We start from the raw sequence: 12427 nt of genomic DNA, 5'->3' as shown, positions 1-12427 counted from the left end.
TTTCATGTTTATTTACCGATTAACGCAATGGCGGTGGCGCTGCGCTGCCACGAACAACCAACTTAGTCTCTAGTAAACGAGAGCCGGAATGAACGTCATGACCTTTTAGTAGTTCAAGCATCATCAACATTGCTTGACGACCGATCTCATAACGAGGTTGGGAGATAGTCGTTAACGGTGGATCGCAGTATTGTGCGAACTGAATGTCATCAAAGCCAACGATCGATAAATCTTGAGGAATACGTAAGCCTAGACGTTTCGCTTCTTGAATGGCACCTATCGCCATGGTGTCACAGTGGCAGAAGAGTGCGGTTGGCGGTTCCGGTAACTCAAGAAGTTTACGGACTGCTTGCACGCCGCCTTCAAAAGTGAAGTCTGCGATCACGCTGTATTGCTCTTCTTTATTAATGCCTGCGCGACGAAGTGCTTGCTGGTAACCCTGCTGGCGGAACTGACAAAGTACCGCAGTGTCAGGACCAGAGATTTGAGCAATACGCTTATGGCCAAGTTGAGTCAGGTAATTTACAGCCTCGAACGCAGAGGTGAGGTTATCGATGTGTACCGTTGGCAGTTCAAGCTCTGGTGCGAACTCACACGCCATCACCATAGGTGGTAGGTTTTTTTGTTCTGGCTTGCTGACATCAAAAGGCAGGTCGGTTCCGAGAAGCAGCATGCCATCAGCTTGCTTGGTGAAGACTAAGTTTACAAATGAGCTTTCACGCTTTTTCTGCTGACCGCTATCACCAAGTAGAACAAGGTAACCGTGTTCCATTGCTGCGTCTTCAATGCCGCGAATAATCTCAGAGAAGTACGGGTCGCAAATGTCTGGGACGATAGTGACAATGGTCTTTGATTCATTTCTGCGTAAGTTACGAGCTAATGAATTCGGTGAATAACCAGCTTCTAGTACGGCATCTTCCACTCTCTTTCTTGTCGATGAAGAGACTTTTTCTGGATTCATCAATGCTCGCGATACCGTAGCAGTAGATACCCCTGCAAGCTGGGCAACATCCTTCATTGTCGCCATAGTTTTTACCCTCTTAAAATAATTGCCAAGATGACGTTCATCATTTTTCTAATTGAAGTCTATGTGACTGATCCACTTTAGACTTTACTAATTTGAATAGTCTATTCATTTCTAAAGGGAAAGTTACGGTCTGTTTAACAAAAATTGCAATCCTAATGAGAACTCCATCACATTAAAAGGTAATTCATTACATAGTTAAACGTTTGCTAGCTGAGATCCTGTGGTTCTATGTCTAAATTCCAGCGGACTTTCTTGGCATTTGGCAACAACTCAATAGCAGGTTTGGCACTGGTTAATAACTTTTGCATCAATGAGCGATGTTGAGTTTGCAGTAAAAGCTGCCAACGATACTTACCGGCACGCTTAGCCAAAGGTGATGGTGTTGGGCCTAACACCATACAAGAATCATCGAACAGCGGGTGTGATTCCAGAGTAAAACGAACCTGACGCAAAAAGTCTTCAACCACCTCGCTTTGGTTGGCTTCTGCCTTAAACAGCGTTAAGAAACTATAGGGTGGAAGCTGAGCCAGTTTGCGCTCTTCCAACGCTGTCATAGCAAAGTGACGATAGTCTTTCTGAAGCAGGGCTTGCAGTAAGCTGTGTTCAGGATGGTGAGTTTGAAGAATCACTTCACCGGGTTTGCTTGCGCGGCCTGCACGGCCCGCAACTTGAATAAATAGCTGAGCGAGCCTTTCGGAGGCGCGGAAGTCGCTACTATATAGAGAGCCATCGACATCCAGTAGTGCAACAAGGGTGACATTAGGGAAGTGGTGGCCTTTCGCCAGCATCTGGGTCCCTATCAGAATTTGGTATTCACCTTTACGAATGGACTCGAGCGCATCTTCCAAGCTGCCTTTACGGCGAGTGCTGTCTCTATCAATACGAATTGCTTTGTATTCAGGGAACAGATCTGCCAATTGCAGTTCAAGCTGTTCAGTACCTACGCCAATCGTCACTAGCTGAGTAGAACCGCAGCCCTGACATTGATGAATTACCGGTTGTTGTGAGCCACAGTGATGGCAGCGAATCTCATTGCTGTATTGATGGAACGTATAATAAGCATCGCAACGTTTACATTCCGCAATCCAACCACATTCATGGCACATTAAGGCAGGGGAAAAGCCGCGACGGTTTAGGAACAACATTACTTGGTTGCCAGCTTTAAGGTGTTTACGCATTTCAGCAATTAAAGGTGCGGACAAGCCACTGTCTAAATAAAGCCCTTTAACATCGAGTACTTTGTTGGTAGTAGGTACCGCAGAGCCAGCACGCTGAGTCAATGTTAAGTGGTGGTATTTGCCCGATAGCGCATTATGCAGCGTTTCTAAAGCAGGGGTCGCTGAGCCAAGAACAATAGGCACTTGCTCTTTGTGCGCACGCATGACCGCGACATCACGAGCATGGTAACGCAGGCTATCTTGTTGTTTATAAGACGAGTCGTGTTCTTCATCGACAATAATGATGCCCAGATCCGCAAAGGGAGTGAGTAGGGCAGAGCGGGTACCAATAATAATACCAGCTGCTTTATCTCGTGCTGATAGCCAAGCGTTAAGACGTTCGGTGTCATTTAACCCAGAGTGGATGACATCAACAGGCACATTAAATCGATGTTTAAAGCGGTTGATGGTCTGCGGGGTTAAGCCGATTTCAGGTACTAAAACCAAAGCTTGTTTGCCTTCCTCAAGAACTGGCTTGATTAGGTTCAAGTAAACTTCTGTTTTACCTGAGCCTGTCACACCTTCTAATAAATAGCAGGCAAAACCGGTTTGGCTGTTTACGCTGGCAATAGCAAGTGCTTGTTCATGGTTGAGTTTTGGTTTTTCGACGTCACGTTCAACCTGAGTGCTCCACTTAGTTACCGTCGGCTTTTTCTCTATGCGTTCAACCCAGCCTTTCTCTTCCAAAGACTTAAGTACCGCAGAGCCTATTTCTTGATCAATAAACTCTTGATGTGGGACGGCACCGTTGACCAACATCTGCAAAGCGCGTTGTTGTTTGACCGCACGCCCAAGTCCCTGCATTAACTTGTCTTTGCCCGATGCGGTGATTTGCCACTCTTGTAATGTGGCGAAATCCGCGGGCTTACCCTTTCGCAGAGCGGCTGGCATAGCATTGTGCAAAGTGTCCCCAAGAGGGTACTGATAAAATTGGCTACACCACATTAATAAAGAATAAAGTTTCTCTGGCCAAACAGGTTGGGCATCCAAGACGGCTTTAATTGGTTTTAGTTGTTCTTTAGGAAAATCTGAATGATTAACCATCGCTGTGACAACGCCAACCAAGGTTTGTCGGCCGAAAGGAACAGAAACACGCCCTCCAATCACCGGAAACAGGTGCCCAGGAATGACATAGTCAAACTGCTTGTCTAGAGGGACCGGTAGTGCCACTCGGGCGATGGATGGACGCATAGAATCTTTACTATATAAAAGAGGGAAGAGAGGTATAGTCTATTAAAACGCAGTGAAAAATTCGAGCGCTGCGCATTTTTGGGGAAGTGATTACTCTCAGTACTAAAGTACTGGTGAAAAAAGTGGCGAAAAAGTTGCCAAATGTGTTGATCCTAGCCTAGTGATTCATTAGTATACTGCGCCTTGAGATATGGCTTCGGCAAATGGTCGATGCGGTATCGCATTTTATTATTAATTACGTGTGGTGTGCGGCTTAGATTCGTATAGCGACACGGCCTACAATTGAGGTTATCCCATGAAAGCTGGTATCCACCCAGAATACAAAGCAGTAACTGCTACTTGTTCTTGCGGCAACTCTTTCGAGTTCAACTCTACTCTAGGTAAAGATTCTATCCACCTAGACGTATGTGACAAGTGTCACCCATTCTACACTGGTAAGCAACGTATCGTTGATACAGGCGGCCGTGTTGATCGCTTCAACAAGCGTTTCGGTGCACTATCAAGCGGTAAGAAATAATAGCAGACGCTATTACGATTACAGTTTAGAAAAGGACGCTTCGGCGTCCTTTTTGTTTATGGCTCAACGAAGAAGTTGAATGGTTAATTTTTGTTCGATTATTTTTCATCCAGCTATTGCATCCTAAAGTGTGATCTGTATAATGCAGCGCACTGGTTAAGCCAGTTGTGAACCAATGAGCAGTGAGGAGCGAGTAAATCTTCGGATTTACAAGGTAATGTAGACTCAGCTTATGTTCGCGGTTAATACAATTAGCTATCTTTTCTTCGGAAAAACTATCCCCAGACGTGACTCTGGCATATAGGGGTAGTTAATCGAAAATTAACTGACAATGTGTCCTAATCTTGGACGCTACGGTTTCACATAAATCAATCGGCATTCTCTCGTCTTGACGAGTCTGAGTGGCGATATTGTTTGTGTAATTTTTAATATTGGAGCTCTGTCTCATGCAGAACCAACGTATCCGTATCCGCCTAAAAGCTTTCGATTACAAACTAATCGATGCTTCTACAGCGGAAATCGTTGAAACAGCTAAGCGCACTGGCGCACAGGTTCGTGGTCCAATCCCACTACCTACTCGTAAAGAGCGTTTCACAGTTCTTATCTCTCCACACGTTAACAAGAAAGCACGTGACCAGTACGAAATTCGTACTCACAAGCGTCTAATCGACATCGTTGAGCCAACAGACAAAACTGTTGATGCTCTAATGCGTCTAGACCTTGCTGCGGGCGTTGACGTTCAAATTAGCCTAGGTTAAGGGAGATTAGAAGAATGATTGGTCTAATCGGTCGTAAAGTGGGCATGACCCGCGTATTTACTGAAGACGGCGTTTCTATCCCAGTAACAGTTGTTGAAGTTGAAGCAAACCGTGTATCTCAAGTTAAAACTCTTGAGACAGATGGCTACGCTGCAATCCAGGTAACTGCTGGTTCTAAGAAAGCTAACCGCGTAAACAAAGCTGAAGCAGGTCACTTTGCTAAAGCTGGCGTTGAAGCTGGTCGTGGTCTTTGGGAATTCCGTTTGGAAAACGGTGAAGAGTTTGCAGTTGGCGCTGAGCTAACAGTTGAACTATTCAACGAAACTAAGAAAGTAGACGTTACTGGTACATCTAAAGGTAAAGGTTTCCAAGGCGCTGTTAAGCGTTGGAACTTCCGTACTCAAGATATGACTCACGGTAACTCATTGTCTCACCGTGCACCGGGTTCAATTGGCCAATGTCAAACTCCAGGTCGCGTATTTAAAGGCAAGAAAATGGCAGGTCACATGGGTGCTGAGCGTGTAACGACTCAAAACCTAGAGATCGTACGTGTTGACGCTGAGCGCAATCTGCTTCTTATCAAAGGTGCAGTACCAGGCTCAACAGGTGGCAACGTGATCGTTAAACCAGCTGTTAAAGCATAACGTCTCAGGAGTAAGTAATGGAACTAATGGTTAAAGGTGCTGATGCACTAACTGTTTCCGAAACTACTTTCGGACGTGAGTTTAACGAAGCTCTTGTACACCAAGTAGTTGTTGCATTTGCAGCAGGTGCTCGTCAAGGTACTCGTGCTCAAAAAACACGTTCAGAAGTTTCTGGCGGTGGCGCTAAGCCATGGCGTCAAAAAGGTACTGGCCGTGCGCGTGCTGGTACAATCCGTAGCCCAATCTGGCGTACAGGTGGTGTTACTTTTGCTGCGAAACCACAAGATCACAGCCAAAAAGTAAACAAAAAAATGTACCGCGGTGCTATGAAGAGCATTCTTTCTGAGCTAGTTCGTCAAGAGCGTCTAATCGTTGTTGATAACTTCTCAGTTGAAGCGCCAAAGACTAAAGAGCTAGTTGCTAAGCTTAAAGAGCTTGAGCTAACTGACGCTCTAATCGTGACTAGCGAAGTAGATGAGAATCTATTCCTAGCTGCTCGTAACCTATACAAAGTTGACGCACGTGACGTTGCTGGTATCGATCCAGTTTCACTAATCGCGTTCGACAAAGTTGTAATGACTGCAGAAGCAGTTAAGCAAGTTGAGGAGATGCTAGCATGATCACTGAAGAGCGTATCCTAAAAGTTCTACGTGCTCCGCACATCTCTGAAAAAGCAACTATGGCAGCTGAGAAAGCGAACACTATCGTTTTCAAAGTAGCTAAAGATGCAACTAAAAAAGAGATCAAAGCAGCTGTAGAAAAGCTTTTTGAAGTTGAAGTTAAGTCTGTAAATACTCTTATCACTAAGGGTAAGACCAAACGTCAAGGTCTACGCCAAGGTCGCCGCAGCGACGTTAAGAAAGCGTACGTTACTTTGAAAGAAGGTCAAGATCTTGACTTCGTTGGCGGCGCGGAATAACAGGAGTAGTTAAGAATGGCTATTGTTAAATGTAAGCCGACTTCCCCTGGTCGTCGTCACGTTGTTAAAGTTGTTAACGCTGACCTACACAAGGGCAAGCCATACGCACCTCTTCTAGAGAAAAACTCTAAGAACGGTGGTCGTAACAACAACGGTCGTATCACAGTACGTCACATCGGCGGTGGTCACAAGCACCACTACCGTGTAGTTGACTTCAAACGTACTAAAGATGGCATCCCAGCGAAAGTTGAGCGTCTAGAATACGATCCAAACCGTAGCGCAAACATTGCTCTAGTTCTTTACAAAGACGGTGAGCGTCGCTACATCTTAGCACCTAAAGGTGTTAACGCGGGTGATGTTATCCAATCTGGTGTTGATGCACCGATTAAAGCGGGTAACACTCTACCAATGCGTAACATCCCAGTAGGTTCAACTGTACACAACGTTGAACTAAAACCTGGTAAAGGTGGTCAGCTAGCTCGTTCGGCTGGTGCTTACGCTCAAATCGTTGCTCGCGACGGTGCGTACGTAACTATCCGTCTACGTTCTGGCGAAATGCGCAAAGTTCTTTCTGAAGGCCGTGCAACAATCGGTGAAGTTGGTAACTCTGAGCACATGCTACGTGAACTTGGTAAAGCTGGTGCTTCACGCTGGCGCGGCGTACGTCCAACCGTACGTGGTGTAGTAATGAACCCGGTTGACCACCCACACGGTGGTGGTGAAGGTCGTACTTCTGGTGGCCGTCACCCAGTATCTCCTTGGGGTATGCCTACTAAAGGCTTCAAGACTCGTAAGAACAAACGCACTGACAAGTACATCGTACGTCGTCGTAACAAGTAATCTATATAAAGAGGAATCGCCATGCCACGTTCTCTCAAGAAAGGTCCTTTTATTGACCTACACTTGCTGAAGAAGGTAGAGAAAGCGGTGGAAAGCGGAGACAAAAAGCCTATTAAGACTTGGTCCCGTCGTTCAATGATCATCCCTACGATGATCGGTTTGACCATCGCTGTCCATAATGGTCGTCAGCACGTACCAGTTTTCGTTACCGAAGAAATGATCGGTCACAAACTAGGTGAATTCGCACCAACACGTACTTACCGCGGTCACGCTGCGGATAAGAAAGCTAAGAAGCGTTAAGGAGTAAATAATGGAAGCTATTGCTAAACATAACTTTGCTCGCATTTCGCCTCAGAAAGCTCGCTTAGTTGCGGATCTAATTCGTGGTAAATCTGTTGACCAAGCTCTAGAAATTCTAACGTTCAGCAACAAAAAAGCTGCTGCTCTAGTTAAGAAAGTTCTAGAGTCTGCTATCGCTAACGCGGAGCACAACGAAGGTGCAGATATTGACGATCTGAATGTCGCAAAAATCTTTGTAGATGAAGGCCCAACCATGAAGCGTATTATGCCTCGTGCTAAAGGTCGTGCGGATCGTATCTTGAAGCGTTCAAGCCACATCACTGTTGTTGTAGCAGATCGCTAGAGACTAGGAGAGTAAGCAATGGGTCAAAAAGTACATCCTAATGGTATTCGTCTTGGCATCGTTAAGCCTTGGAATGCTACATGGTTTGCTAACACCAAAGATTTCGCTGACAACCTAGACGGCGACTTCAAGGTACGTCAGTTCCTAACTAAGGAACTACAAAAAGCATCTCTTTCACGTATCGTTATCGAGCGTCCTGCTAAGAGCATCCGTGTGACTATTCACACTGCTCGTCCAGGCGTTGTAATCGGTAAGAAAGGTGAAGACGTTGAGAAACTACGTGCAGCTGTAGCTAAAATTGCAGGTGTACCAGCTCAAATTAACATCGCTGAAGTACGCAAGCCTGAGCTTGATGCACAGCTTGTTGGTGACAGCATCGCGTCTCAACTAGAGCGTCGTGTTATGTTCCGTCGTGCTATGAAGCGCGCGGTACAAAACGCAATGCGTCTAGGTGCTAAAGGCATCAAAGTGGAAGTAAGCGGTCGTCTAGGCGGCGCTGAAATCGCACGTTCTGAGTGGTACCGTGAAGGTCGTGTACCTCTACACACTCTACGTGCAGACATTGATTACGCAACTTCTTCGGCTCACACTCAATACGGTGTGATCGGCATTAAAACTTGGATCTTCAAAGGTGAAATCCTAGGTGGTATGCCAGCAGCTAACGCTGTAGAGCCTAAAGGCGACAAGCCTAAGAAGCAGCGTAAAGGCCGTAAGTAAGGAGTCGACAGATGCTACAACCTAAACGTACTAAGTTCCGTAAGGTTCAGACAGGTCGTAACCGTGGTCTAGCTAAAGGTACTGATGTAAGCTTCGGCGAATTCGGTCTTAAAGCTGTTGGCCGTGGTCGTCTAACTGCTCGTCAAATTGAAGCGGCACGTCGTGCAATGACACGTCACGTTAAGCGTCAAGGTAAAATCTGGATCCGTGTGTTCCCAGACAAACCAATCACAGAAAAACCACTTGAAGTTCGTCAAGGTAAGGGTAAAGGTAACGTTGAGTACTGGGTAGCCCAAATCCAACCTGGTAAGGTTATGTACGAAATGGGTGGTGTACCTGAAGAATTGGCTCGTGAAGCGTTCCGCCTAGCGGCTCGTAAACTGCCATTCAAAACTACATTTGTAACTAAGCAGGTGATGTGATGAAAGCACAAGATCTACGCGAGAAAAGCGTTGAAGAGCTTAACGCTGAGCTATTGAATTTGCTACGCGAACAGTTCAACTTGCGCATGCAAGCTGCAACTGGTCAGCTACAGCAAACTCATACTCTGAAAGCTGTACGCCGTGATATCGCACGTGTGAAAACTGTTTTGACTGAGAAGGCAGGCGCATAATGAGCGAAGTAAAACGTACTCAACAAGGTCGTGTTGTTAGCGACAAGATGGACAAGTCTATCGTAGTTGCTATCGAGCGCATGGTTAAACACCCAATTTACGGTAAATTCGTAAAGCGCACGACTAAAGTACACGCACATGACGAGAACAACGAGTGTGGCCTAGGCGACACAGTTGAAATCGCTGAGTGTCGTCCACTGTCTAAGACTAAGTCTTGGACATTGGTAAAAGTCCTAGAAAAAGCGAAGATCTAATCTTCTTTATTCTATGATTAAAAACGGCTCCAAAAATAATTTTTGGAGCCGTTTATTTTTTGACTACCCAATCTGAAAAAAGGGTGGTACAATTCGCGTCCCTTTTAAAGAGGCAGCCCGACCCGAGAGGGTCTAGTTTTTTTATTATTTAGCGGAGCACTAACATGATCCAAATGCAAAGTATGCTGGACGCAGCTGATAACTCAGGCGCACGCAGCGTAATGTGTATTAAGGTTCTGGGTGGCTCTCACCGCCGTTATGCACATATCGGTGACGTTATCAAAGTTACTGTTAAGGAAGCAATTCCTCGCGGTAAAGTTAAAAAAGGTGACGTTCTGAAGGCGGTGGTAGTGCGCACCCGTAAAGGCGTACGTCGTCCTGACGGTTCTGTCATTCGCTTCGACCGAAATGCTTGTGTATTGTTGAACGACAACACTGAGCAACCAATCGGTACACGTATCTTTGGTCCTGTGACACGCGAACTTCGTGGCGATAAGTTCATGAAGATCGTTTCACTGGCTCCAGAAGTTCTGTAAGGAGCACGTAGAAATGGCAGCTAAAATCCGTCGTAATGACGAAGTAATCGTTCTTGCTGGTAAAGACAAAGGCAAGAAAGGTAAAGTAACTAAGGTCCTAGCAACTGGTAAAGTTATCGTTGAAGGTATCAACCTTGTTAAGAAACACCAGAAACCTGTTCCTGCACTAGGTATCCAAGGCGGTATCGTAGAGCAAGAAGCAGCTATCGATGTTTCTAACGTGGCGATCTTTAACGCAGCTACTGGTAAAGCTGACCGTATCGGTTTCCGTTTTGAAGATGGTAAGAAAGTTCGTTTCTTTAAGTCTAACAACGAAATCGTTTCTAACTAATAGAAGTAATTTGGAGTTCTACTATGGCGAAACTGCATGATTACTACAAGTCGTCTGTAGTCGCTGAACTGACCAAACAGTTTAGCTACACAAGCGTCATGCAAGTCCCTAGAATCGAGAAAATCACCCTAAACATGGGTGTTGGTGAAGCAATCAACGATAAGAAACTGCTAGAAAACGCAGCTGCTGATATGGCAACGATCTCTGGTCAAAAGCCACTTATCACTAAAGCTCGTAAATCTGTTGCAGGTTTCAAAATCCGTGAAGGCTACCCTATCGGTTGTAAAGTAACCTTGCGTGGCGAACGTATGTGGGATTTTCTTGAGCGTTTGATTAACATCGCTCTTCCACGAGTACGTGACTTCCGTGGTGTTAGCGCTAAGTCTTTTGACGGTCGCGGTAACTACAGCATGGGCGTTCGCGAGCAAATCATCTTCCCGGAAATCGACTTTGATAAAGTTGATCGAGTACGCGGTCTAGACATCACTATTACGACGTCTGCTGGTACTGATGAGGAAGGCCGTGCTCTGCTGGCTGCCTTTAACTTCCCATTCCGTAAGTAAGGTGAAGGGTTACTGTTATGGCTAAAAATTCAATGAAAGCACGTGAAGCAAAGCGTGCGAAGCTAGTAGCTAAGTTCGCTGAAAAGCGTGCAGCGCTAAAAGCTATCATCAGCGATGTAAACGCATCTGAAGAAGATCGTTGGAATGCGGTTCTTACACTGCAATCTCTTCCACGTGATTCAAGTGCATCACGTCAGCGCAACCGTTGTAACCAAACTGGTCGTCCACACGGTTACCTACGTAAGTTCGGTCTAAGCCGTATTAAGGTTCGTGAAGCTTGCATGAAAGGCGAGATTCCGGGTCTTCGTAAGGCTAGCTGGTAATTGCCACTTAATCATTTGGAGTAAATCATATGAGCATGCAAGATCCGATTTCGGATATGCTGACCCGTGTTCGTAACGGTCAGGCAGCAAACAAAGTTGCTGTTAAAATGCCTTCTTCAAAGCTTAAAGTTGCAATTGCTGCACTACTAAAAGCTGAAGGTTACATCGTTGACTTCGCTGTTGAAGGCGAAGCAAAACCTGAGCTAGAAGTTACACTTAAGTACTTCCAAGCTAAACCAGTAATCGAGCAACTTAAACGTGTTTCTCGTCCAGGTCTACGCGTTTACAAGAAGAAAGATGATCTTCCTTCTGTAATGGGTGGTCTTGGTATTGCTATCGTTTCTACTTCCAAGGGTCTTATGTCAGACCGCGCTGCACGTAAAGCAGGTCTTGGTGGTGAAATCATCTGCTACGTAGCTTAATAGGAGTAGAATATGTCTCGTGTTGCTAAAGCACCTGTCGCTATTCCAGCTGGCGTAGAGGTGAAACTAAACGGCCAAGAAATCACTGTAAAAGGTGCTAAAGGCGAACTATCACGCGTTCTTAACAGCGCTGTGGTTATCGCTCAGGAAGAAAACAACCTAACCTTCGGTCCTAAAGAAGGTGCTGCTAACGCATGGGCACAAGCTGGTACAGCTCGCGCTCTAGTTAACAACATGGTTGTTGGTGTTACTGAAGGCTTTACTAAGAAGCTAACTCTTAAAGGTGTTGGTTACCGTGCTGCTATCAAAGGCAACGCTGTAGGTCTAACACTAGGCTTCTCTCACCCAGTTGAGCACGAGTTGCCAGCGGGTATTAAAGCTGAATGTCCAAGCCAAACTGAAATCATCATCACTGGTTGTGATAAGCAACTAGTTGGTCAAGTTGCGGCTGACATTCGTTCTTACCGTCAACCTGAGCCTTACAAAGGTAAAGGTGTTCGTTACGCAGATGAAAATGTGCGTACTAAAGAAGCTAAGAAGAAGTAAGGTAACACTATGGATAAGAAAGCATCTCGCATCCGTCGTGCTACACGCGCACGTCGTAAGATTGCAGAACTGGGTGCGACTCGCCTAGTTGTACACCGTACTCCTCGTCACGTGTACGCACAGGTTATCGCGGCTAATGGCTCTGAGGTTATCGCAGCAGCTTCTACTGTAGAAAAAGCGATCCGTGAGCAAGTGAAATACACTGGTAACGTTGATGCAGCTAAAGCAGTAGGTAAAGCTGTTGCTGAGCGCGCTCTTGAAAAAGGCGTAACTGCAGTTGCATTTGATCGTTCTGGTTTCCAATACCACGGTCGAGTAGCGGCGCTAGCAGAATCTGCTCGCGAAGCTGGTCTGAAATTCTAAGGT

General features: G+C 45.8%; 20 protein-coding genes and 1 pseudogene. 19 read left to right on the top strand and 2 right to left on the bottom strand.

Annotated elements, in window-relative coordinates; all coding sequences use genetic code 11:
• Positions 1-19: 19 nt before the first annotated feature.
• A pseudogene (cytR, locus tag ATB78_RS03725) lies at positions 20-1030 on the bottom strand (DNA-binding transcriptional regulator CytR); the annotation flags it as partial.
• A 203-nt stretch (positions 1031-1233) separates the two neighbouring features.
• Entirely contained in the window at positions 1234-3435 is a 2202-nt protein-coding gene (gene priA / locus ATB78_RS03720; RefSeq protein ID WP_061007829.1) for a primosomal protein N', read from the bottom strand.
• A 295-nt stretch (positions 3436-3730) separates the two neighbouring features.
• Here priA and rpmE point away from each other — a divergent pair, with 295 nt between their 5' ends.
• The 19 genes from rpmE (at position 3731) to rplR (ending at position 12424) form a co-directional block, all read left to right on the top strand.
• Complete coding sequence (gene rpmE, locus ATB78_RS03715; protein ID WP_005435070.1) at positions 3731-3952, top strand: 50S ribosomal protein L31; 222 nt, start codon at positions 3731-3733, stop codon at positions 3950-3952.
• A gap of 446 nt (positions 3953-4398) precedes the next feature.
• Positions 4399-4710, top strand: coding sequence for a 30S ribosomal protein S10 (gene rpsJ / locus ATB78_RS03710; RefSeq protein WP_004410492.1), 312 nt, complete (start codon positions 4399-4401; stop codon positions 4708-4710).
• A gap of 14 nt (positions 4711-4724) precedes the next feature.
• On the top strand, positions 4725-5354 hold the full coding sequence (gene rplC / locus ATB78_RS03705) for a 50S ribosomal protein L3 (protein WP_005435072.1): 630 nt from the start codon (positions 4725-4727) through the stop codon (positions 5352-5354).
• Between the two features lie 17 nt (positions 5355-5371).
• The gene (rplD, locus tag ATB78_RS03700) at positions 5372-5974 is read left to right on the top strand and encodes a 50S ribosomal protein L4 (protein ID WP_005435074.1); all 603 of its coding nucleotides are present in this window, start codon (positions 5372-5374) and stop codon (positions 5972-5974) included.
• Positions 5971-6273, top strand: coding sequence for a 50S ribosomal protein L23 (gene rplW, locus ATB78_RS03695; RefSeq protein ID WP_004398471.1), 303 nt, complete (start codon positions 5971-5973; stop codon positions 6271-6273). Before rplD ends, rplW begins: the two co-directional genes overlap by 4 nt.
• Before the next feature lie 15 nt (positions 6274-6288).
• A complete protein-coding gene (gene rplB / locus ATB78_RS03690; protein WP_005435076.1) occupies positions 6289-7113 on the top strand; it encodes a 50S ribosomal protein L2 in 825 nt (274 codons plus the stop codon).
• Between the two features lie 21 nt (positions 7114-7134).
• On the top strand, positions 7135-7413 hold the full coding sequence (gene rpsS / locus ATB78_RS03685; protein ID WP_005435078.1) for a 30S ribosomal protein S19: 279 nt from the start codon (positions 7135-7137) through the stop codon (positions 7411-7413).
• A 10-nt stretch (positions 7414-7423) separates the two neighbouring features.
• The gene (gene rplV / locus ATB78_RS03680) at positions 7424-7756 is read left to right on the top strand and encodes a 50S ribosomal protein L22 (RefSeq protein WP_005383164.1); all 333 of its coding nucleotides are present in this window, start codon (positions 7424-7426) and stop codon (positions 7754-7756) included.
• An 18-nt stretch (positions 7757-7774) separates the two neighbouring features.
• On the top strand, positions 7775-8473 hold the full coding sequence (gene rpsC, locus ATB78_RS03675) for a 30S ribosomal protein S3 (protein ID WP_005435080.1): 699 nt from the start codon (positions 7775-7777) through the stop codon (positions 8471-8473).
• An 11-nt stretch (positions 8474-8484) separates the two neighbouring features.
• Positions 8485-8895 carry a 50S ribosomal protein L16 gene (gene rplP / locus ATB78_RS03670; protein ID WP_005379577.1) on the top strand — a complete coding sequence of 137 codons (411 nt, stop codon included), beginning with the start codon at positions 8485-8487 and terminating at the stop codon, positions 8893-8895.
• A complete protein-coding gene (gene rpmC / locus ATB78_RS03665; protein ID WP_004410456.1) occupies positions 8895-9086 on the top strand; it encodes a 50S ribosomal protein L29 in 192 nt (63 codons plus the stop codon). The genes rplP and rpmC overlap by 1 nt, the downstream gene beginning before the upstream one ends.
• The gene (rpsQ, locus tag ATB78_RS03660) at positions 9086-9340 is read left to right on the top strand and encodes a 30S ribosomal protein S17 (RefSeq protein ID WP_005435082.1); all 255 of its coding nucleotides are present in this window, start codon (positions 9086-9088) and stop codon (positions 9338-9340) included. Before rpmC ends, rpsQ begins: the two co-directional genes overlap by 1 nt.
• A gap of 164 nt (positions 9341-9504) precedes the next feature.
• A complete protein-coding gene (rplN, locus tag ATB78_RS03655) occupies positions 9505-9876 on the top strand; it encodes a 50S ribosomal protein L14 (RefSeq protein WP_004410450.1) in 372 nt (123 codons plus the stop codon).
• A gap of 13 nt (positions 9877-9889) precedes the next feature.
• Entirely contained in the window at positions 9890-10207 is a 318-nt protein-coding gene (rplX, locus tag ATB78_RS03650) for a 50S ribosomal protein L24 (protein WP_005435084.1), read from the top strand.
• Between the two features lie 23 nt (positions 10208-10230).
• Complete coding sequence (rplE, locus tag ATB78_RS03645) at positions 10231-10770, top strand: 50S ribosomal protein L5 (RefSeq protein WP_004745887.1); 540 nt, start codon at positions 10231-10233, stop codon at positions 10768-10770.
• Positions 10771-10787: 17 nt separating this feature from the next.
• Entirely contained in the window at positions 10788-11093 is a 306-nt protein-coding gene (gene rpsN / locus ATB78_RS03640) for a 30S ribosomal protein S14 (protein ID WP_004410442.1), read from the top strand.
• 29 nt (positions 11094-11122) lie between these two features.
• Positions 11123-11515 (top strand): 30S ribosomal protein S8, encoded by a 393-nt coding sequence (gene rpsH, locus ATB78_RS03635; RefSeq protein ID WP_009707834.1) that lies wholly within the window; start codon positions 11123-11125, stop codon positions 11513-11515.
• Positions 11516-11527: 12 nt separating this feature from the next.
• Positions 11528-12061, top strand: coding sequence for a 50S ribosomal protein L6 (gene rplF / locus ATB78_RS03630; RefSeq protein WP_005435087.1), 534 nt, complete (start codon positions 11528-11530; stop codon positions 12059-12061).
• Between the two features lie 9 nt (positions 12062-12070).
• Entirely contained in the window at positions 12071-12424 is a 354-nt protein-coding gene (rplR, locus tag ATB78_RS03625) for a 50S ribosomal protein L18 (RefSeq protein ID WP_005435088.1), read from the top strand.
• The last annotated feature ends 3 nt before the right edge of the window (positions 12425-12427 follow it).

Origin of the sequence: Vibrio sp. CUB2 (assembly GCF_001557945.1) — a bacterium.
Classification (GTDB): Bacteria; Pseudomonadota; Gammaproteobacteria; order Enterobacterales; family Vibrionaceae; genus Vibrio; species Vibrio owensii.
The sequence above is the reverse complement of the archived record's forward strand: the minus strand, read 5'-3'. Positions and strand labels throughout refer to the sequence as shown.

Bases quoted from the DNA above. Each gene is read 5' to 3' on its own strand.
- rplC (WP_005435072.1), top strand. From the start codon at position 4,725: ATGATTGGTCTAATCGGTCGTAAAGTGGGCATGACCCGCGTATTTACT.
- priA (WP_061007829.1), bottom strand. From the start codon at position 3,435: ATGCGTCCATCCATCGCCCGAGTGGCACTACCGGTCCCTCTAGACAAG.
- rpmE (WP_005435070.1), top strand. From the start codon at position 3,731: ATGAAAGCTGGTATCCACCCAGAATACAAAGCAGTAACTGCTACTTGT.
- rplF (WP_005435087.1), top strand. From the start codon at position 11,528: ATGTCTCGTGTTGCTAAAGCACCTGTCGCTATTCCAGCTGGCGTAGAG.
- rpsN (WP_004410442.1), top strand. From the start codon at position 10,788: ATGGCTAAAAATTCAATGAAAGCACGTGAAGCAAAGCGTGCGAAGCTA.
- rplR (WP_005435088.1), top strand. From the start codon at position 12,071: ATGGATAAGAAAGCATCTCGCATCCGTCGTGCTACACGCGCACGTCGT.
- rpsS (WP_005435078.1), top strand. From the start codon at position 7,135: ATGCCACGTTCTCTCAAGAAAGGTCCTTTTATTGACCTACACTTGCTG.
- rpsC (WP_005435080.1), top strand. From the start codon at position 7,775: ATGGGTCAAAAAGTACATCCTAATGGTATTCGTCTTGGCATCGTTAAG.
- rplV (WP_005383164.1), top strand. From the start codon at position 7,424: ATGGAAGCTATTGCTAAACATAACTTTGCTCGCATTTCGCCTCAGAAA.
- rplD (WP_005435074.1), top strand. From the start codon at position 5,372: ATGGAACTAATGGTTAAAGGTGCTGATGCACTAACTGTTTCCGAAACT.
- rpsQ (WP_005435082.1), top strand. From the start codon at position 9,086: ATGAGCGAAGTAAAACGTACTCAACAAGGTCGTGTTGTTAGCGACAAG.
- rplW (WP_004398471.1), top strand. From the start codon at position 5,971: ATGATCACTGAAGAGCGTATCCTAAAAGTTCTACGTGCTCCGCACATC.
- rplX (WP_005435084.1), top strand. From the start codon at position 9,890: ATGGCAGCTAAAATCCGTCGTAATGACGAAGTAATCGTTCTTGCTGGT.
- rpmC (WP_004410456.1), top strand. From the start codon at position 8,895: ATGAAAGCACAAGATCTACGCGAGAAAAGCGTTGAAGAGCTTAACGCT.
- rplE (WP_004745887.1), top strand. From the start codon at position 10,231: ATGGCGAAACTGCATGATTACTACAAGTCGTCTGTAGTCGCTGAACTG.
- rpsH (WP_009707834.1), top strand. From the start codon at position 11,123: ATGAGCATGCAAGATCCGATTTCGGATATGCTGACCCGTGTTCGTAAC.
- rpsJ (WP_004410492.1), top strand. From the start codon at position 4,399: ATGCAGAACCAACGTATCCGTATCCGCCTAAAAGCTTTCGATTACAAA.
- rplB (WP_005435076.1), top strand. From the start codon at position 6,289: ATGGCTATTGTTAAATGTAAGCCGACTTCCCCTGGTCGTCGTCACGTT.
- rplP (WP_005379577.1), top strand. From the start codon at position 8,485: ATGCTACAACCTAAACGTACTAAGTTCCGTAAGGTTCAGACAGGTCGT.
- rplN (WP_004410450.1), top strand. From the start codon at position 9,505: ATGATCCAAATGCAAAGTATGCTGGACGCAGCTGATAACTCAGGCGCA.